This is a genomic window from Paenibacillus sp. 01T431 (genome assembly GCF_056398625.1).
Genome location: NZ_JBFTPT010000025.1, coordinates 25,188 through 44,576, shown reverse-complemented (window position 1 = coordinate 44,576; position 19,389 = coordinate 25,188). Strand labels below are relative to the sequence as shown.

Below are 19,389 nucleotides of genomic sequence, written 5' to 3'. Positions count from 1 at the left end.
TATATATGTAAAAAGTGATATCATATTTATATCAAAACAATATAGAAAAAGATGAAGGAGTGGGGTTTAATGAACGAGAAGAAAGCCTGGTATGTTAGCGGATACATGGCATTGCTGTTTTCGGTAGTTGCTGCTGCTGGCGGTATTTTTCTAACGATATCGGAAGCATCCAAGGACAGCGGGTCTGGGGTAATTATTGGTGTTGGCGCTTTTTTAATTTTGCTGTCCGTCATTTGTTTATCCTCTCTTACGATCGTGCAGCCGAATGAGGCGAAGGTGGTTACGTTTTTTGGAACGTATATGGGCTCTGTGCTGGAAAGCGGCTTATGGATGGTTCTTCCACTTACGAACAAGGTTAATATTTCACTTAAAGTACGCAATTTCAATAGCCAAACACTAAAGGTGAATGATGCGGAAGGAAATCCGGTGGAGATTGGTGCGGTTGTTGTATTTAAAGTAATGGATACGGCAAGAGCGAGCTTCGACGTTGATAATTATGAGCGTTTTGTAGAAATTCAAAGCGAGACGGCGATACGTCACATTGCCGCGCAATATCCTTACGATGTTTTCTCTTCAGACGCGGCTTCCTCACTTAGAGGCAATGCGGATGAGGTAGCGGCGGAGCTAGGCAACGAGCTGCAAAACCGTCTTGCAGTTGCCGGCGTAAAGGTGCTTGAGACTCGCTTGACTCATTTGGCGTATGCTCAAGAAATCGCTAGTGCAATGCTTCAAAGGCAGCAGGCGATTGCGATTGTAGCGGCACGTTCCAAAATTGTTGAAGGTGCAGTTGGTATGGTAGATATGGCACTGCGGCAGTTGGAGGAAAACGGGATTAGCTTGGATGCCGAACGGAGAGCGGCGATGGTGAACAATTTAATGGTGGCGATTGTATCTGATCGCGCTGCAACTCCAGTCATTAATACAGGAACTCTTTACGGCTAGAGGCTGATTATTATGGCTAAAGAAAAGAAAGCATTTCCGCTTCGTTTGGATCCCGATATCCATCGTGCTCTTGAGCAATGGGCCGCAGACGAATTCCGCAGCGTCAACGGGCACATTGAGTTTTTGCTCAGAGAAGCGCTTGGCAAAGCAGGCAGGCTCAAAAAAACGAATCAGATGGACAATAATGAAGGTAAATAATATTGAGGAAAAGGGCGGTTATCGATTCAAATCGATAACTGCCTTTTTTAATCCATAAACAATTAAAAAGCATTTGCTTCTCATGCAAGCAAAAGGGATAAATGGGGAATGCTGAAAACGAGCTCGGGGAAGCGTAAAACGAAGGCTGGACGATACGTCGACGGCCTTTTTCACAAAGAGATGGAACGTTTGGCTTGAACTGTAGTCCGTGCATAAGAAATTGGGAGCGGATGAATACTATGGTCAGATTCAAAATCTTTTGAAGGAAGTTTCTTCTTCGTTATAAACAAGCTGCAAGAATCCAGTCGATTCAAAATCCTCTAGGAAAGCGGGGCAACAAGAAATGAAAGCAACTGGAATTGTACGTCGCATCGATGATCTCGGGCGTGTCGTCATTCCGAAGGAGATCCGCCGTACACTGCGTATTCGCGAGGGAGACCCTCTAGAAATATTTGTAGATCGTGATGGCGAAGTTATTTTGAAAAAATATTCTCCTATCGGTGAGCTTGGCGACTTCGCTAAGGAATATGCGGAATCGTTATTTGAGGGAACAAATCATGTTACATTGATCACGGACCGGGATACCATAATTGCTGTAGCTGGAGCTTCCAAGAAAGAACTGCTTGATAAGCAGGTAGGCACTGTTCTGGAGAGCTGTATGGAAAATCGCAAGACGCTTGCTGAAGCAAATGGCGGTGCCTTTGAAATTGTGAAGGATACGCAGGAAACTTACAGCTCCTTCGTTATTGCACCGATCATTGCGGGTGGCGACCCCATTGGAACAGTCGTGCTGCTTAGCAAGGATGAATCAGTAAAAATGTCTACTATGGAAACAAAAATGGCTGAGACGGCAGCGGGCTTTTTGGCAAAACAGATGGAGCAATAGTAAGAAATGTGGCTATAACAGCTTCTTTGATCGAGAAACACTCGATTGGGGAAGCTTTTTCCACGTTTACGATTGTGAGGTATAATAGATACCAATATAAATCGTGCGATAGGCAGGAGTGAACGGGATGAACCGCAAGCCGGGGGAAAATGGGCAATCGGCGGAAATGCTGGGGCAGGCGGGTAAGCGAAAAACAAGCGTGGGAGTGGTCGAAGCAGGCCAAGCTGAGGCTGAACTTACGGAGAGCCAAGAGCGACCTTTTGCCGGCGAACAGTCGGTAGCTAAAGCAGCAGAAACTGCAGTTGAAGGACGGGTTCAAGTAGAACGAAGCTCGAAGCAGCATCTCATGAATGGTGTTGCGCTCATGGCGGGTGCGGCGCTGCTGTCAAAGTTGATTGGTGTTTTTCAAAAAATACCGCTGCAAAATCTAGCTGGGGACCGCGTGTTTGGCATTTACAACGCCGTGTATCCGTTTTATCAGCTGGCAGCTGTTCTAGCAACTGCGGGATTGCCAACGGCCGTTTCGCTTCTCATTGCAGAGAGGCTGCGCAAGGGAGATGATGCAGAAGGCGTCAGGCGAACGTTATACGCTGCGCTTTTGCTGCTAGGTGTGACGGGTATTATTTCGTTTGGCTTGATGTGGGGTGGAGCGAATCAAGTAGCAGGTTGGATTGGCGATGCGGAGACGGCTGGTGCAGTGCGCTCGGTCTCGTTTGCGCTGCTGCTTGCTCCATTCGTTGCTGCGTTAAGAGGATATGTGCAGGGAATCGGACAAATGGGATTGTCTGCCGCCTCACAAGTTGTTGAGCAAATGATTCGTGTAGGCGTAATGCTGCTAGTGCTTGCATTAAGCTGGTCCGCTGGATGGGCAGATGCATCTGTAGCGTCTGGTGTGATGAGCGGTTCGGCATTCGGAGCTTGCGCATCGCTTTTGCTGCTGGCTATATATTTATGGCGCAGACGCAGCGGGGAGCGGCTTAATCGAATGGCAGGGGCAATACGAGCAGAGATGAGAAAGCTTGCCGTTATTGCACTGCCTGTCGCGCTTGGCGCGGTGGTTGTTCCTGTTCTTGGCGTTGTGGATGCCTTTATGGTTCCTCGCTTATTGCAGGAAGGAGGGGCTTCGGAAGCGGCGGCAATGACATCGTTTGGCGTGTACAGCCGAGCGCAGCCGCTTGTGCAGCTTGTTGTTATGGTAGCTGGAGCGGCGGCAGCGGCACTCGTACCAAGCATTGCGTTAGCACGTATGCGGGGTGCATACGGACAGCTTCGAGTACAGCTCTCGCTTGCAGAGCGGGCGGCTTGGGCAATCGGCGCTGCAGCAGCCATCGGCTTGGCGCTGCTCGCGGAACCGCTCAATATGATGCTGTATTCGGATACTCAAGGCACATTTGCTTTCGCTTTGGTTGGCTGCACTGCTCTTGCGGGCAGTGTGAATGCGGTGACGGCACCTGTGCTTCAAGGATTGGGCGCTGTACGTATTCCAGCTATTCTGCTGCTGGTTGCAGCGCTGCTTAAAGGCGTTATTAACGCTGTGCTTGTACCTACGTATGGCATTGAAGGCGCAGCCATCGCAGGCGTCGCGGCGCTAAGCGTGGCGGCTTTGCTTGGGATTATTGCAGTGCGGTATGCAGCGGCGGGTTCTGGAGCGTCGCTAGCTGGCGGACGAGCGGGAGTGGAAGGGCGTGTGAAGCCGCGCGAGCGAGTGGTTGGTGAGAGGGTAGTGCGAGAGCGGGTGTCTGAGGAAGAGCAGGGACGAGTGCAAGAGCAGGAGCGAGTGCAAGGGCGAGAGCAAGAGCAAGGGCAGGAGCGAGTTCATGGGCGAGTGCTCGAGGATGAGGGAGAGAACGGGCAGGAGCAAATGCTGAAGGAAGAGCAGGGCCGAGTGCAAGTGCAAGAGCAAGGGCAGGAGCAAGTGCATTGGCAAGTGCAAGAACGAGTGCTCGAGGAAGAGGGAGAGCACGGGCAGGAGCAATTGCTGAAGGAAGAGCAGGGCCGAGTGCGAGAGCAGGGGCAGGGGCGAGTGCAGGGCCGAGTGCAAGAGCAAGGGCAAGAGCAAGGGCAAGGGCAGGAGCAAGAGCAAGAGCAAGAGCAGGAGCAAGAGTGGGAGCAGGAGCGAGTGCATGGGCGAGAGCAAGAACGAGTGCTCGAGGAAGAGGGACGTCAGCCGTCGCATGGGCGTGCGGCGGCGGGCACGGTCTTTGCGCTCGCGGTCATGGCCGCGGCGCTTGTTATCGCCGAGCGAGCGCTGAGCGCAGCGCTTGGCGGGCTGCCGCCTAGGGCGGCAGCAACTGCGCTTGCGCTGACGTGCGTTGCCGTCGGCGCTTGCGCCTTTGGCGTCGCAGCTTTGCGTGGCGGCGCTATCAGCGCGCGCGAATTGCGCGCGTTGCCGGGCGGCGCGGTGCTGGCCGCCCGTTTGCAGCGCTGGCGGCTTATTCCGCCAGCGAAAGATGAGCGCTAGCGCCGCAAGTTGGCGGCGGTGAGCGCTTGTAAAGCAAGTGTTTTTCATGGAGTAATATGTAAAACGCCAGTTGTCTGAGCTGCACAGGTTATCTCGTGTAGATTATTAGGGTTTTCTCTAAAGTTGAGAAAACCTAAGCATCTTTTCAGCACAATCATTGCTGTGCGGCATCGCTTGCCTCGATTGAACATGTAATCTCTCAACGTGATGAATCCACAGATCTGTTTCTGAACATTCCGCACTTCTGCTGCCCAATGGCAGAAAGCGCTACAAGATAAGACTAATATCTAAGCTTATTTGTGCAATATTGAACATTCCGAGGTGACGTACAATAGTTTGTGTACCAAGTTTTGGAGTCTATTCAAAACACAAAAAAGTAGGGTATCCTCGGGATTGCTGAGATCACCAAGAAGGAGCCCTACTCGATGAATACTATACCCGAAAATGCATTCAATGATCTACTTGAAAATACTGTTACAAAACTGCTACAAGAAAAACTAGAGCTGCTTTTGCGAGAAGAGATTAAAAATTACATGAAAGTGGAGCAGCCCCACTTGCGCAATACTCGTAATGGTAACTACAAACGAACGTTCCAAACGAGATACGGAATAATCAACGAACTTCATGTGCCACGAGATCGCAAAGGATCATTTCAAACACGTTTATTTCAGCCCTATCAGCGTAGGGAAGGCTGGCTAGAGGAAGCCATTATTCACATGTACAAAGGCGGAATGAGCACAAGAGAAGTCGCTAAATTCGTAGAGAGCATGTTTGGAACACACTACTCGCCGACAACCATTAGTAATATTACTCAAACGGTTATGGAAGACATCGAACAGTGGCAGAATCGTCCGCTAGAGAAGCGTTACTCCGTTATCTATTTAGATGGTCTCTATGTCAAACTCAAGCGCAACACGGTCAGCAGTGAGGCCGTTTATTTAGTCATGGGAATTGACGAGAACGGAACTCGCCAAATTCTAGGCTTTTATGTCGGTGGACACGAAAGCTCTAATGGCTGGCGAGAGGTGCTTAAAGACCTGAAGCAACGTGGTGCAACGGATGTGCTCTCGGGGTCTTTGACGGTTTACCAGGCTTGGAAGAAGCGTTTCGCGAAATTTACCCTAAAGCCGACGTCCAGCATTGCGTCGTTCATAAGGTACGAGCTACTTTTCCAAAAATTCGTGTGTCGGATAAAACCGAGTTTCTGGAAGATTTAAAGCAAGTATACACGGCAATCGATGGAGACGTCGCACGCGCTGTATTTGAGAATTTTAAAGAGAAATGGAGCAAGCAGTACCCTAAAGAGGTGAAATCCTGGGAAGTGCAGCTCCCAACGCTTTTAACTTTTTACAAATACCCAACGTTGACATGGCCCGCCATCTACACAACCAATCCCATTGAACGTATGAATAAGGAACTTCGTAAACGGTTGAAACCTATGAATAGCCTAACGAATATTGAAGCTGCGGAGAAGATTATTTACTTACAAGCACTCGACTACAATGAAAAATGGTGTGGCAGAGCCATACGCGGGTTTGTAGATGCCGATACAAAGGCTTCATTTGAAGAGATGTACACCAAGCGATATGGAAAGGCCTTACCCGAACAACCAATAATGGTCTAATGTTCCGATGGATAATCTTACTACACAAACTTCTTGACGCTACCCATTCCGAAGTAAATAGAACTAAATTCTATTCCTATTTCCGACCATTCCGCACTTCTGCTGCCCATTGGCAGAAAGCGCTGCAAAATAAGACTAATATCTAGGCTTATTTGTGGAATATTGATCATTCTGAAGCAAATAGAACTAAATTCTAGTCCTATTTCCGACCATTCCGCACTTCTGCTGCCCATTGGCAGAAAGCGCTGCGAAATAAGACTAATATCTAAGCTTATTTGTGGGATATTGATTATTCTGAAGCAAATAGAACTAAATTTTAGTCCTATTTTCGACCCTTCCGCACTTCTGCTGCCCATTGGCAGAAAGCGCAACAAGATAAGACTAATATCTAGACTTATTTGTGGAATATTGATCATTCCGAAGCAAATAGAACTAAATTCTAGTCCTATTTCCGATCATTCCGCACTTCTGCTGCCCAATGGCAGAAAGCGCTACAAGATAAGACTAATATCTAGGCTTATTTGTGGAATATTGATCATTCTGAAGCAAATAGAACTAAATTCTAGTCCTATCTACGACCATTCCGCACCTCTGATGCCCGTTGGCAGAAAGCGTCGCAAAATAAGACTAATATCTGGACTTACTTGTGCAATTTTGGTCATTTTGAAGAAAATAGATCTAGTTTCTAGATCTATAACAATCTCTAGGAATCTAGCAATTATGAGCAGAATTAGTAGAGGTTATTGCATAATCATTACATATTTTTATAAATAATTCTGTTAAATAGGTTAGTTCCACAGGTAATAAACCTGGTCACCAGCTCATTTATTCTGATCAACAACTCTCTCAATTGATGAACTATTTTTGATAGATATATGTCATTGAGATTAAACTATCCGCTATACCMATATCCCATATTGTTTCCTACGAATTGACTATTTCAACTATGAACATCCAGTGTGATATGCTAATCGCAAGCATTTTTTACGGCTATATTGAAGTTTATGTCAAATTGGTTCATTATTGATTTTTGAGCAAAAATAAACGATGATTAGTCGTGTTTTTATGTATGTGCGCTCGTTTTCGAACTTATTTTCGAATGCATACGAGCTCTTTACCGAACACACTTCCGAGCTCGTTTCAATCCCTATAAACGACCCCAAAAGTCTTTTTGCAAGCCGCGGGCATTATAGCTACTCCATCAAATTTCGACCATAATACGAATGAATAGTTAAGGAGGCTTTACCACTATGGCAACCCCATATCTTACTGTTGTTGGGCTCGGCTCAGGTGATCCTGACCAAATGACGCTTGGCGTATGGCGCAGGCTGCAAGCAGCGAAGAAAATTTTTGTCCGTACGGCTGAGCATCCTGCAATGTCGATGCTTCTGGAAATCGGTATGGAATATACCTCATTTGATACTTTGTATGAGCAGCATGACTCCTTTCCGGATGTGTACAAGGCAATAGCGGAGGCGCTTATTTCCGAAGCGAAAAGCATGAGCACAAGCGTGGACGAGCCTATTATTTATGCGGTTCCCGGGCACCCAATGGTGGCTGAACGCACGGTTCAGCTGCTGCGTGAGCAATGTCCGGAAGCGGGTATTGAGCTGCAAATTATCGGCGGTGAAAGCTTCCTTGATCAAGCTTTTATTAGTCTTGGAATCGATCCAATAGAAGGTTTTGCGCTGCTTGATGCTGCTGAATTACAGCCGTCTTTGTTGCAGCCGCAGTTGCATACTCTGATTGGACAGGTGTATGATGCCTTCACGGCATCTGATGTTAAGCTTGCGCTTATGGAGCGTTATCCCGATGACTACGAGGTTGTGGTAGGGCATGCTCTTGGTGTTGCTTCCCAGCAGCAGATCATTCGCGTTCCGCTATACGAGCTTGATCGCACACCTGGTTACGGTAATTTATCGTTGATTTGGGTACCGCGCTCTGATGATGCAGCGCTTCGCAATCGTTCCTTTGAGCGATTGCATGAGATTGTATCTATTCTTCGCAGCCCTGAAGGTTGTCCTTGGGATCAGGAGCAGACGCATCAGTCTATCCGTAAAAATTTTATCGAAGAGCTGTATGAAGCGCTTGAAGCCATCGATAATGATGATCCGGATGCCATGCAGGAGGAATTTGGCGATGTTATCCTGCAAGTGATGCTTCATAGCCAAATGGAAGAAGAGACTGGCGCATTTTCCGTCTATGATGTGATACAATCACTTAACGAGAAGCTTATTTTCCGCCATCCGCATGTATTTGGGGACGTTGATGCGAGCAATTCGGAAGAGGCGCTGGTTAACTGGGAACAAATGAAGGCTGAGGAAAAACGGATTAAAGGAACCGATGTTTCGCGTACATCGGTGCTGGATGGCATTCCGCCAGATCTGCCAGCACTCATGAAAGCCTACAAGCTTCAGAAAAAAGCGGCTAAGGTAGGTTTTGATTGGGACGAGCTTGGTCCAGTGCTTGCCAAGATTGAAGAGGAGCTTGCAGAGCTGCGCGCAGCGATAACCTCGCAATCGGAAGAGGAGCAGGCATCTGAGCTTGGAGATTTGCTGTTTGCAGTCGTCAATGCCTCGCGCTTCATCCACGCTGATCCGGAAGAGGCGCTTTCCCGCACGAACAAAAAATTCCGCAGTAGATTTGAGTATATTGAGGAACAGCTTCGTATAAGCGGTAAAAATTTTGACCAGACTGATTTAACAGAAATGGATCGTTGGTGGGAAGAGGCAAAACGTCAATCCTAGCTTGCAATTCGTCATGAATCGCCTTTATTCCGCAACAAACGCAAAAAAATTTCAAATAGCGGCAGGATTTATTTGCTACAAGGCAGAATAAGTATTCTTCGTGAGAGTAAAAATGGGAAGCAAAGGCGGCGCCACAAGCGTCGACCACAAATAATGGTTAAAAATTAGGAGGATTTTATAATGAACAAAACAGACTTGATCAACAACATTGCAGAAAAAAGCGGTTTGACTAAACGTGACGTAGAAGCAGTACTTAACGGCTTCTTGGGCGAAGTAACAGATGCACTTGCTGGTGGCGATAAAGTACAATTGATCGGCTTCGGTACTTTTGAAACTCGCAAACGTGCTGGACGCACTGGCCGCAACCCGCAAACAGGTGCTCCAATCGAAATTTCTGAAGCAAAAGTTCCTGCATTCAAAGCAGGCAACAAGTTGAAAGAAGCTATCCAATAATCTATGCGATTAGATAAATTTCTTAAGGTATCCCGGCTGATCAAACGCCGTACCGTTGCGAAGGATGTATCCGAGCAAGGTCGCGTATGGATCAACGGCCGCGAAGCGAAAGCTAGCAGCGCCGTCAAAGTCGGTGATGAGCTCCAAATCCAGTTCGGTCAAAAAATCGTAACCGTTCGCGTTGAGCGAATTGCGGAGACGACCCGTAAGGATGAAGCCGGAGAGCTGTATACCTTGGTGAAAGAAGAGCAACGCCAGCGCGAGAATACGCTCGACTGGGAAGTACCGCAATAACAACAAGGCTGCCTACAAGCATAATACTTGCAGGCAGTCTTTTTTTATGCCCAATAAGTAGCTTCTAAATTTTACGAGATTCCCTGTTTCAACATCATAAATTATGTTTATATACTCGGAGGACTATTCGATGAATCATCTGCAGCTGCCCATTCCCGAGTATCGGCGAAAGGGTTTTTCATTGCTTGCGCATGCTTGTGCTCTCTATTTCAAAAACATTGTACCCATTCTATTTTTAACAGCGATAATTACGATTCCGGTTGAGGCTATTAAAAATTATTACTATTTTGAACCGGAAGACGGCTTTATTTATATGCCCGCCAACAGCATGGACAGTGTGACCAGTTTATTTTTCCTATGTGTCATCACGCCGATGATTATCTATTACATACTTGGTAAAATGACGGGGAATAGCAGTGGCATTGTGCAGCCCATTCTGTGGGGGCTTCGCAAATGGCTGCGCATGATTGTGTATACTTTTCTACACGGCGTCATTGTAATTGCGGGATTTATCGTATTTATTGTTCCGGGTTTCTTGTTTGCTGTATGGCTGATGCTGATGCCTATAATTGTTTCTATTGCTGATACATCGCGGATAAATCCGATGACAGTTAGCCGTGATTTGGCACGCGGGCGTTATTTCAAGCTTGTAGGCTATGCGATTGGCGGATACGTTATGGTCATAGTGCTTACCAGCATTATCGTTTTTATTTTCTCTCTCTTTGTGAATCAATCATGGATAACCGCGACGATATTTGATTTATGCTATAGCCTATTCAACCAGTTGGTAACCATTGTACTATTGCTAGTTTTTCTACAGGTATATACAGAAAGAAACGACGACGCGCTGAATGCTATGAATCAAGCAGATTAGGTTCTAATTCTCGTCCACGCCCCATAAGCTAGTCTTAACATATAAGACAGGATAAGCTTTACGCCTATGCCCTTCTTATATTTGAACGCGAAACGTATGCTGCGCCGCACTAGCTCGGCTGTAGCCGTTTACGCCAAGACATGTTAACGAAGCGGAGGACGAGTCTATGGTTGACCAAGGCAAGGGGCAGAAGCGTCAGGAAGTCAAAATGCTAAATCGCAAGCTGCTGGAGCTTACCGGAGTCGTAAACGTAGAGAGCTTTGACAGCGAAGAGTTTTTACTCGAAACAGAGCTTGGCTTCTTGGAGGTTAAGGGCCAAAATTTGCATATGAAGCTTCTTAGCCTTGAACAGGGAATGGTAACTATTGAAGGACTCGTCCATTCGCTCGCCTATATGGACAGCAACAATTCCTCCTCTAAATCCAAAGGGTTGTTCGGGAAGCTATTTAAGTGACGCTTAATATGCAATGGTTAACAATGGCGGTCATGCTATTATCAGGCCTTGGCATGGGAACAGTATTCGACGGCTACCGAGTCGTGACGAATGAGCTCAAGCTTCCGCGCTGGTGGCTTCCGGTGCTTGATATCGTTTACTGGATGGCAGCGGCATTGATCGTCTTTCGGGTACTGTACGCTAGCAACAATGGCGAGGTGCGAGCGTACGTTTTTATCGGACTGGCTATTGGGATGGTCATCTATTATTTCTTTTTTAGCAGAATCGTTATTCAAGTCGTAAAATGGATCATCGGAGCCGTTCGCAAACTAATCCAAATTTTTCTAAAATGCCTGGATATTCTTATCGTTAAGCCGATTTTACTGCTCTATAAGTTGGTAAAGGTAATTTTGGCATTTGGGTCTGCGCTCACTATTTTCACTCTAAAAATTGTGATACAATTAGTCCGTCCATTTTGGAAATTGTTTGTTTGGATGGCAGGTCCAGTCATTCGTCCGCTTGGACGGTGGCTATCGCGCTACGCTGCCAAATGGCAATTAGTTGGCAAGCTGAGAGGATTTGGACAACGAATAGCTCGATTGTGGAGCAAATGGTTTAGGAGGTAACACCGCTCATGGCAAAAGCAGCTGAGAATAAAACGCCAGGGAATGCTGGCACAAAACGCCGGTTCAAACTATGGATGATGTTCATCGTGCTATTTATGGGCTGGGCGGGGTATACAATTTTTGGCCAAATGCAGCAGAAGAACGCAACAGGTTTGAAGCTGACTACAATTCAAGATAAGCTTGATGTTACCACCAAAGAAACCGAGGAGCTTAAACGTCAAATTGAACGATTAAACGACCCAGAATATATCGAACAGCTAGCAACAAAAGAGCAGGGCATGGTAAAGAAGGGCGAGCAGCAAATTTTCAGTGACTAATTAGGGCGTCAATTCGGGTGAACGTCTGTTGACCTTACTTGAACGGTTCGGTTATAATCACGTTAATAGCGTTTTCGCAAAACTTTTAGCATATGCTTATGAATTCAGTTTTGCTTCGCATAACTTTTAGGGAGGAACATTTTATTTTATGGCAATTGAAGTGGGCGCTAAGTTAGAAGGAAAAGTGACAGGCATTACGCATTTTGGGGCATTTGTCGACTTGTCGGGAGGTGTCACGGGTCTTGTTCACATTTCGGAAATTGCTGATAATTACGTCAAAGACGTGAAGGATCACCTGAAGATCGACGATGTCGTGAAAGTCAAAGTGATCAACGTGGACAAAGACGGAAAGATCGGGCTTTCCATTAAGCAAGCCATTGACCGGCCAGAAGGCCAACCAGCGCCACAACAACGCGAGCGTCACAGCGGAGGCGGCGGTGGAAGCACTGGCGGTAGTGGTGGTGGTGGCGAACGTTTCAACCGCGGTGGCGGTGGTGGTGGCGGCGGACGTCCCTTCAACAAGCAATCGGCTGGCAGACCGGCATACGGTAAACCGTCATTCGAGGATAAAGTGTCACGGTTCCTGAAAGACAGCGAAGAGCGCATCTCCTCTTTGAAGAAGAATACGGAGGGCAAACGCGGCGGACGCGGTGCCAAGCGAGTATAAGCTGAATCGTCATAACATTATACATGAAGCAGAACCTAACCGGTTCTGCTTTTTTTGCGTCCAGCTGCTCAATATTCCCCGCGATAATGAGTAAGCGTATACAGGTTGCTGTCGAAGCAGGACAATAAGACTGCGTATATGCTGGTGAATGTTTGGACGAGCCTCTAATTGTCACGGTCAATGTCGTTTGTAAAGCGCGCAGAATCGTAAAAAAAATACTTTTCTCTAATCCTCCATCATTCCCGACACATTACAACCTCGATTCGCCATCATTTCGAAAGGACACAACACATATTTTGTTGTCGGACCTGTGTGATTTGGTTGGGCAGGAGGCATTGAAATCCCATACGGGATATATGTTTGACATTGAAATGACAATGACCGCAATGCCATTTATTTTTGTCGGAAAAAATTTACAATTCAGTTGCTTTAACTGACAAACTTTATGCGGACAACCTCCTATAATGAAAAACACATTACATTCGGAATGGTGGTGTCTGCTCATGGAAAAGGAAAACGCGGTTGTGCTTCCAGGTATGAAACGGTTAGGACTAGCTCAGACGATGTTGCAGAAAGGTCGGGAATGGGCGGCTGCAAGGCGGTTCATTCAAGTCATTTTAGCAAAAAAGTGGACGTTTCTACTCGTAGGTGTAGCTTTCTTGCTCGGAAGAGCGGTTATACTCGAATCGCTGATGCCGTTTGCCATTGCTTATTTCGCCGTTATTTACTTTATGAGAAGGGATATTTACCCGTGGGTAGCGATATCCTTAGTAGCCGGGAGCTGGTTTGCAGCTGATCCTGCCCCGATGTGGATTGCGATGGAGATTGCTGTACTCTTTCTTTTCCTAAAGGGATTAGAAACCTACGAGAAGGCAGAACTGTCGTCGGCGCCCATTCTAGTGTTCGCATCAACGTTAATGGTGCAAATGTTCAGCGTGTTTATAGGGGACGAGCTGAGCTGGTACAATTTCATGCTCGTTGTGGTGGAGGCAGCACTTGGTTTTGTGCTCACATTAGTATTCATACAAGCGATACCAGTGCTTACGATGACCAAAAAATCAGCTTCTCTCAAAAACGAGGAAATCATTTGTTTAATGATTTTGCTTGCGTCGGTTATGACGGGGGCGGTTGGATGGGTGTTTTACGGAATGTCGGTAGAGCATGTGATGTCACGTTATATGCTGCTCCTCTTTGCTTTAGCAGGGGGTGCGCCGCTTGGCGCTTCGGTCGGTGTAGTTGCAGGACTCATTCTAAGCTTGGCTGATTTTGGTGCAGTCGTTCAAATGAGCTTACTCGCTTTTGCGGGCTTGCTGGCTGGTCTGCTGCGTGATGGCGGCAAAATGGCAGCGGCATTCGGAATGTTGCTTGGAACATCGATTTTATCCATATATGTAGGAAGTCAGGCTGATGTTATGAGCTCAACCTGGGAGTCGGTAGCAGCCGCAACGCTGCTTATGCTGACGCCGCGTATTATGGTCCGCACGATATCACGGTATGTGCCGGGTACGAATGAGCATGCCAAATCGCAGCATGATTACGCCAAGCGGGTACGTGAGGTGACTGCGGACCGCGTATCACAGTACTCAGAAGTGTTCCGTCAGCTGTCAAAGAGCTTTGGCCAACTCAATAGCAGCGTTACGACGGTTAAAAGGGAGGATGAGATCAGCCATTTTATGAATGCGGTTGCTGAGCGCAGCTGTGCCAGCTGCCATCGGCAAAATGCTTGTTGGGAGGACAAGTTCTTTCATACGTACAAAATGATGACCGATATGATGACGGTTGTAGAGGAGAAACGGATTCCGTCCCCTAAGGAAATACCGCGGGCTTGGTCGGCGCATTGCGTGAAATCGTCACAGGTTCTTGTGGATATGAGCCAGCAGTACGAGCTATATCAAAATAATATGCACTGGAAGAAGCAAATATGCGACTCCCGTCAGCTTGTAGCGGATCAATTGCAGGGTGTATCGCAGGTAATGGAGGATTTGGCGAAAGAAATTAAAAGGGAGGGACAAACGCTTCATCTGCAGGAGGAGCAAATTCGAGAGGCGGTGGAAGGACTCGGTTTATCCGTACAGGGGATTGATATTGTGAGCTTAGAGGAGGGGAATGTGGATATAGAGGTGTATCATACGTTTGGACAAGGCTATGATGAGTGCCGAAAAATAATCGCACCGCTGCTTAGTGATATTTTGGGAGAGCATATTGCAGTGAAGTCGGAGCACTCCCCAACGAGAAGCGGTGAGCCGTCCCTGGTCGCGTTTGGTTCAGCCAAGCAGTACGAGGTGGAGACGGGCATAGCTGGTGCAGCTAAAGGAGGAGATCTGCTGTCTGGCGACAGCTTTAGTATGGTGGAGCTTGGAAATGGCAAGTTTGCAGTTGCGATCAGCGATGGTATGGGCAATGGTGAGCGTGCGCGTCAGGAAAGCAGCGCGGCATTGTCGATTCTGCAGCAGCTGCTGCAGTCAGGCATGGATGAGAAGCTGGCCGTGAAGTCAGTTAACTCGGTGCTCTTATTGCGCTCATCTGATGAAGTATTTGCTACCGTCGATTTAGCGATCGTTGATTTGTATACGGCGCAAACGACGTTTATGAAAATAGGATCAACGCCAAGCTTTATTAAACGAGGAAATGAGGTTATTCCGATAACAGCGAACAATTTGCCGATTGGCATTCTTCAAGATATTGACGTCGACTTCGTGTCGATGCAAATGCAATCGGGCGACACGCTAGTCATGATGAGTGACGGCATTTATGATGCGCCGGGCCTTGCGGTTAATAAAGAGCTCTGGATGAAGCGAATTATTAGCGAGCTGGCGACAGATGATCCGCAGGAAATGGCGGATGCGCTGCTTGAGAAGGTGGTTCGTCATCATAATGGAGAGATTATTGATGATATGACCGTGCTTGTAGCGCGTATCGATAAGCATTTGCCGGAATGGGCATCTTTCCGTTTTCCGGGTGTGACGCGTATGGAGCGTCCAAGGACGGTGAGCTGAGTATAGAAATAAAATATGGACTGTGAAATCATTTATAAATTTAAAACAATGATGAATGGATACTTGAACGGTGAGCTTGTATCTATGATATTCATTGGGCAAGCAGTAGCCTATTTTGTTGTCGGCTGACTCACGCTGACAGGAAATGGGCTATTGTTATTGTTTGTTACATAATAGCGAGCGTATAGTACATAAAAGCTTTAACGTAACAAAGACATGACATGCTCTGTTGAATTGACCCGCGAAGCGGAATTCACACTAATATTAATACATACACGTAGATTTTATTTTTGAAACATCAATTTGTTGCTGCATTCATTTATCACTCAATTACGACCGATGAAAGATAAAGGGGCATATGAAGTTTAGTAATTCTCAACTGTGGTACATAGTAAATGCTCAAATAAAATAGTTATACATATTGCTATGAATATCAAACCTATTTTCAATGAGTGGACAGATGTGCCTTATTAATACAAGTAATATTGGTTTGTTATATGTGTAAATATCAATTTTTAACTAGTCTAGCTGTTTATCCCTCTCAAAAAAGGCAAAGCTAATAGAAAGGCAAAGGGCCAAGCCTATGCTTACGAAGCTGCGTTTGATTCTCAAACGCTAAGCCTATGCATACGATGCCGTGTTTGTTTCTCAAACACTTGGCTCATGCTTACGATGCCGTGTTTGTTTCTCAAACACTTGGCTCGTGCTTACGATGCTGTGTTTGTTTCTCAAACACTTGAGGAGGGTAATCATTATGAAGCAAATATTGTTGATTACAGATGGATGCTCTAATGTGGGTCTAAGTCCAGTCATAGCGGCTGCACATGCACAATCGGAAGGAATTTCAGTAAATGTAGTAGGCGTACTCGATCATGGCGATGTAGGTGAGCTTGGCGCGGCTGAGATTGATGAGATTGCGCGTGCGGGCGGCGGTCTAAGCAGGATGGTAAATATGCGTCAGCTGTCGCAGACGGTACAGATGATGACTCGGAAGACTGTTGTGCAGACGATTCAATTAGCAGTTCAGAAGGAATTGAAGCAGGTGCTTGGCAACGGCTCAATCGAAGCATTGTCACCGGAGAAGCGTGGCGATGTTGTACGTGTTATCGACGAGCTGGGGGAGACATCAAATTTACGAGTGGCGCTTCTTATTGATGCCAGCGCCAGCATGAAGCCAAAGCTGGCGGCTGTGGAGGAGGCTATACGCGATTTAATGCTCAGCCTGCAAGCGAGACAAGGAAAAAGTGAAATCTCGGTATTTCATTTCCCAGGCTCAAGACATGGGGATGACTGTTTGATGGATTTGAGCTGGACGAGTCACTTGAATGGTGTTCACGCCATCTTTCCGAAACTGCAAATGGGCGGAACCACGCCGACGGGCCCTGCGATTATGCATGTCATTGATTTTTATCGCCAGGGCGATTATGGTAGACAGAGCAGAGACGAAACGGATGGGATGATGAGTGACTACGTCGTTTAAAGTTGATCTTCGCCGTGGCATGGTGGTGGTTGGCAAGTGGAAACAAGGGCGTTACCGGATAGAGAGGTTGCTTGGAGAGGGCGCAAACGGTAAAGTATATCTCGTACAGCGTGATCGCAGCTGGTATGCGATGAAGCTCGGTTTAGATGCACTCGATCTGCAATCGGAGATCAATGTGCTGCAGTCGATCGCCAAGCAGAAGCAATACGGGCAGGAATCCTTTTTGTTCGACGTAGATGATTTGTACGGTCCGGATGGAAAGGAATATCCTTTTTATATTATGCGCTATGTACTGGGATCTAAGCTGGACGATTACCTAAAGCAGCACGGCTCGGAGTGGTTTCCGTTAGTTGGCTTGAATCTGCTGGGCAAGCTGACGAAGCTGCACCAAGCAGGATGGGTGTTCGGCGACTTAAAGGTGGAAAATGTGCTCGTTGCCGATTATGGTCATGTTGAGCTGGTTGATTTCGGCGGGGTGACTGCAGCAGGCAAAGCCGTTCGCCAATTTACTGAAATTTATGATCGGGGCTACTGGAATGAAGGCTCGCGATCTGCTGATCCGAGTTACGATTTGTTCTCGTTTGGTGTGCTTTGCATACAGCTGCATGAACCAAAACGGCTTCATCAGTTGACGGTGGAGCTATTGCCGCAAAATCGCTCAGCTGTGGAGCTCATCCAGATAGCTCAATCCAGTTCGGTATTAAAGCCAGTTGCCGGATGGCTGCGTAAAGCTTTTGCAGGACAGTATTCGGATGCGGGTGAGGCTTCAGCGGCTTGGCGTTTACTGATGCATAGACGAGACACGCATAGACCCTCTGCTACACCAGGGTGGTTAAAGGGGCTTGCTGCCCTTTCAGCGGTCTTGCTTGGAACGTCGGTTTACTGGCTCATACGCAATGTGCTGTAGCGGCAGCACGCAACGGGAAATGAAGGTGAGGTACAACCTATGAATCTGCGAAACGAGCTTGAGAAAACAGCTGCAGACCGCAGGCTTTGGTCGAGAGGGGATTGTATTGTTGTAGCAGTGTCCGGAGGTCCGGATTCAATGGCGCTGCTGCATATGCTGTCTGCTGTAGCGAAGAGCAATGAAATCTCCATTATTGCAGCTCATGTGAATCACGGCTTTCGAGTAGAGGAGTCGGCGCATGAGCTGATTGTCGTTAAGCAATTTGCGGAGCAGCTAGGGGTCATTTGTGAGACGGTAACGTTCGACATGCCGTCTTATATAGAAGAAACCCGAATGAATGGACAAGCTGCCTCACGCGAGAGGCGGTACGGCTTTTTGCATGAAATCGCGACCCGATATGGAGCTTCGCGTATCGCGCTCGCCCATCATGCAGATGATCAGGCGGAAACCGTCCTTATGCGCGTCATTCGTGGGACAGGCTTAACTGGTTTGGCGGGAATTCTCAGTAAAAGAAGAGAAAAAAACGTGGAACTTATCAGGCCGCTGCTTCGTATGAACAAGTCAGACCTTCTGCGTTACTGCGAAGAACACCAAATTCCTTACTGCACGGACAGCAGTAACAAGGAACGCCATTATTTCCGAAACATCATTCGGTTAGATATTTTACCGTATTTATCAAAGCATAATCCGCACATATCCCAATCCCTTCAACGACTTGCTGAAGTAGCGGGAGCGGAAGACGAATGGATGGAGAAACAAACCGAAGCGTTATTAGCGCAGCTCGTTACGTTATCCCCCAATGAATGCGCGATAAGCTGCGACGATTTGCATGGTCTCCACGTCGCTTTACAAAGGAGATTGATTAAACTAATATTAAGTTATCTTTCTAAGGAAACGGAAAAGATATCTTTCGAGCAGATTGAGACGATGAGGCTTGCTGCTTCCACTCATGCGCCTGCAACTTGGCGAATCGATGCTGGTGCCGGCATTTGCTGCGCTCGTGAATATGATAGAATGCGGTGGATTCAAGTGCCACAGCATGTATCCAAAGAAGCGAGTGTCTATTTGTGCGAGGTGGGAAGGGATAAAGCTAGCCTGGCGATCGAGCAATGCGGGTGGACATTTGAGTTTGCTTATACATCAGCGTTAGAAAGTTGTAAGCCTGCATCGCGTTATGAAGCCTGCTTTGATGCGTCGGAACTAACGTATCCGCTCGTTGTTCGAAATCGGAAGCCGGGAGACAGAATTCAGGTTTTAGGATTAAATGGTTCGAAAAAAGTGCAAGATATGTTCGTTGACGAGAAAGTTGCTCCGCTGAAGAGAGAGCTGTATCCATTGCTGTTTGATGGGTCAGGTAAATTACTCTGGATTCCGGGCATTCGCAGATCAAGCCATGCGCTTACGGATGTACACACAAAAGACGTGTTATTCATAAGGGCAGGCAACGAATAAGAAGCACTGGTACACTCATAAACATAGTTAAG

17 protein-coding genes and 1 pseudogene are annotated in these 19,389 nt (G+C 47.1%); 17 read left to right on the top strand and 1 reads right to left on the bottom strand.

Annotation, left to right across the window (positions count from 1 at the left end; translation table 11 throughout):
- The first annotated feature begins 69 nt into the window (after positions 1-69).
- The 5 genes and pseudogenes from AC1DM9_RS30725 to AC1DM9_RS30705 all read left to right on the top strand — a co-directional run bounded on the left by AC1DM9_RS30725 (position 70) and on the right by AC1DM9_RS30705 (position 6,111).
- A complete protein-coding gene (locus AC1DM9_RS30725) occupies positions 70-942 on the top strand; it encodes an SPFH domain-containing protein (protein WP_339205884.1) in 873 nt (290 codons plus the stop codon).
- Positions 943-954: 12 nt separating this feature from the next.
- Positions 955-1,140, top strand: coding sequence for a type II toxin-antitoxin system antitoxin (locus AC1DM9_RS30720; protein WP_076271291.1), 186 nt, complete (start codon positions 955-957; stop codon positions 1,138-1,140).
- 343 nt (positions 1,141-1,483) lie between these two features.
- Positions 1,484-2,026 carry a stage V sporulation protein T gene (gene spoVT / locus AC1DM9_RS30715; RefSeq protein ID WP_054025813.1) on the top strand — a complete coding sequence of 181 codons (543 nt, stop codon included), beginning with the start codon at positions 1,484-1,486 and terminating at the stop codon, positions 2,024-2,026.
- Between the two features lie 127 nt (positions 2,027-2,153).
- Complete coding sequence (locus tag AC1DM9_RS30710; RefSeq protein ID WP_477583871.1) at positions 2,154-4,487, top strand: polysaccharide biosynthesis protein; 2,334 nt, start codon at positions 2,154-2,156, stop codon at positions 4,485-4,487.
- A 425-nt stretch (positions 4,488-4,912) separates the two neighbouring features.
- Positions 4,913-6,111 (top strand): annotated as a pseudogene (locus AC1DM9_RS30705) (IS256 family transposase).
- A 20-nt stretch (positions 6,112-6,131) separates the two neighbouring features.
- On the opposite strand, the gene AC1DM9_RS30700 reads toward AC1DM9_RS30705, so the two are convergent.
- Positions 6,132-6,344, bottom strand: a complete 213-nt coding sequence (locus tag AC1DM9_RS30700; protein ID WP_477583869.1) for a hypothetical protein — start codon at positions 6,342-6,344, stop codon at positions 6,132-6,134.
- A gap of 1,017 nt (positions 6,345-7,361) precedes the next feature.
- Here AC1DM9_RS30700 and yabN point away from each other — a divergent pair.
- From yabN to tilS, 12 genes are all read left to right on the top strand, one after another.
- A complete protein-coding gene (yabN, locus tag AC1DM9_RS30695; protein WP_441885247.1) occupies positions 7,362-8,858 on the top strand; it encodes a bifunctional methyltransferase/pyrophosphohydrolase YabN in 1,497 nt (498 codons plus the stop codon).
- Between the two features lie 180 nt (positions 8,859-9,038).
- Positions 9,039-9,311, top strand: coding sequence for an HU family DNA-binding protein (locus AC1DM9_RS30690; protein WP_053373361.1), 273 nt, complete (start codon positions 9,039-9,041; stop codon positions 9,309-9,311).
- A gap of 3 nt (positions 9,312-9,314) precedes the next feature.
- A complete protein-coding gene (locus AC1DM9_RS30685) occupies positions 9,315-9,605 on the top strand; it encodes an RNA-binding S4 domain-containing protein (protein WP_076271293.1) in 291 nt (96 codons plus the stop codon).
- A gap of 130 nt (positions 9,606-9,735) precedes the next feature.
- Positions 9,736-10,479 (top strand): DUF7847 domain-containing protein, encoded by a 744-nt coding sequence (locus AC1DM9_RS30680; protein ID WP_477583867.1) that lies wholly within the window; start codon positions 9,736-9,738, stop codon positions 10,477-10,479.
- A 166-nt stretch (positions 10,480-10,645) separates the two neighbouring features.
- A complete protein-coding gene (gene yabP, locus AC1DM9_RS30675; RefSeq protein ID WP_076271295.1) occupies positions 10,646-10,933 on the top strand; it encodes a sporulation protein YabP in 288 nt (95 codons plus the stop codon).
- Complete coding sequence (gene yabQ, locus AC1DM9_RS30670; RefSeq protein ID WP_477583865.1) at positions 10,930-11,538, top strand: spore cortex biosynthesis protein YabQ; 609 nt, start codon at positions 10,930-10,932, stop codon at positions 11,536-11,538. The genes yabP and yabQ overlap by 4 nt, the downstream gene beginning before the upstream one ends.
- Positions 11,539-11,546: 8 nt before the next feature.
- Positions 11,547-11,855 carry an FtsB family cell division protein gene (locus tag AC1DM9_RS30665; RefSeq protein ID WP_076271297.1) on the top strand — a complete coding sequence of 103 codons (309 nt, stop codon included), beginning with the start codon at positions 11,547-11,549 and terminating at the stop codon, positions 11,853-11,855.
- Positions 11,856-12,003: 148 nt separating this feature from the next.
- Positions 12,004-12,522 carry a S1 domain-containing RNA-binding protein gene (locus AC1DM9_RS30660; protein WP_076271298.1) on the top strand — a complete coding sequence of 173 codons (519 nt, stop codon included), beginning with the start codon at positions 12,004-12,006 and terminating at the stop codon, positions 12,520-12,522.
- A gap of 503 nt (positions 12,523-13,025) precedes the next feature.
- Entirely contained in the window at positions 13,026-15,518 is a 2,493-nt protein-coding gene (spoIIE, locus tag AC1DM9_RS30655; protein ID WP_477583863.1) for a stage II sporulation protein E, read from the top strand.
- 754 nt (positions 15,519-16,272) lie between these two features.
- Positions 16,273-16,998: a vWA domain-containing protein gene (locus AC1DM9_RS30650; protein WP_477551992.1), complete on the top strand. Its 726-nt coding sequence runs from the start codon at positions 16,273-16,275 to the stop codon at positions 16,996-16,998.
- Entirely contained in the window at positions 16,982-17,905 is a 924-nt protein-coding gene (locus AC1DM9_RS30645) for a protein kinase domain-containing protein (RefSeq protein ID WP_477583861.1), read from the top strand. Before AC1DM9_RS30650 ends, AC1DM9_RS30645 begins: the two co-directional genes overlap by 17 nt.
- Before the next feature lie 39 nt (positions 17,906-17,944).
- Positions 17,945-19,357: a tRNA lysidine(34) synthetase TilS gene (tilS, locus tag AC1DM9_RS30640; protein ID WP_477583859.1), complete on the top strand. Its 1,413-nt coding sequence runs from the start codon at positions 17,945-17,947 to the stop codon at positions 19,355-19,357.
- Positions 19,358-19,389 lie beyond the last annotated feature (32 nt).

Excerpts from the sequence above, each read along its gene's own strand:
- AC1DM9_RS30650 (WP_477551992.1), top strand. The coding sequence starts at position 16,273 with ATGAAGCAAATATTGTTGATTACAGATGGATGCTCTAATGTGGGTCTA.
- AC1DM9_RS30665 (WP_076271297.1), top strand. The coding sequence starts at position 11,547 with ATGGCAAAAGCAGCTGAGAATAAAACGCCAGGGAATGCTGGCACAAAA.
- yabP (WP_076271295.1), top strand. The coding sequence starts at position 10,646 with ATGGTTGACCAAGGCAAGGGGCAGAAGCGTCAGGAAGTCAAAATGCTA.
- AC1DM9_RS30710 (WP_477583871.1), top strand. The coding sequence starts at position 2,154 with ATGAACCGCAAGCCGGGGGAAAATGGGCAATCGGCGGAAATGCTGGGG.
- spoVT (WP_054025813.1), top strand. The coding sequence starts at position 1,484 with ATGAAAGCAACTGGAATTGTACGTCGCATCGATGATCTCGGGCGTGTC.
- tilS (WP_477583859.1), top strand. The coding sequence starts at position 17,945 with ATGAATCTGCGAAACGAGCTTGAGAAAACAGCTGCAGACCGCAGGCTT.
- AC1DM9_RS30685 (WP_076271293.1), top strand. The coding sequence starts at position 9,315 with ATGCGATTAGATAAATTTCTTAAGGTATCCCGGCTGATCAAACGCCGT.
- AC1DM9_RS30690 (WP_053373361.1), top strand. The coding sequence starts at position 9,039 with ATGAACAAAACAGACTTGATCAACAACATTGCAGAAAAAAGCGGTTTG.
- AC1DM9_RS30660 (WP_076271298.1), top strand. The coding sequence starts at position 12,004 with ATGGCAATTGAAGTGGGCGCTAAGTTAGAAGGAAAAGTGACAGGCATT.
- AC1DM9_RS30720 (WP_076271291.1), top strand. The coding sequence starts at position 955 with ATGGCTAAAGAAAAGAAAGCATTTCCGCTTCGTTTGGATCCCGATATC.
- AC1DM9_RS30725 (WP_339205884.1), top strand. The coding sequence starts at position 70 with ATGAACGAGAAGAAAGCCTGGTATGTTAGCGGATACATGGCATTGCTG.
- spoIIE (WP_477583863.1), top strand. The coding sequence starts at position 13,026 with ATGGAAAAGGAAAACGCGGTTGTGCTTCCAGGTATGAAACGGTTAGGA.
- AC1DM9_RS30680 (WP_477583867.1), top strand. The coding sequence starts at position 9,736 with ATGAATCATCTGCAGCTGCCCATTCCCGAGTATCGGCGAAAGGGTTTT.
- AC1DM9_RS30700 (WP_477583869.1), bottom strand. The coding sequence starts at position 6,344 with ATGGGCAGCAGAAGTGCGGAATGGTCGGAAATAGGACTAGAATTTAGT.
- yabN (WP_441885247.1), top strand. The coding sequence starts at position 7,362 with ATGGCAACCCCATATCTTACTGTTGTTGGGCTCGGCTCAGGTGATCCT.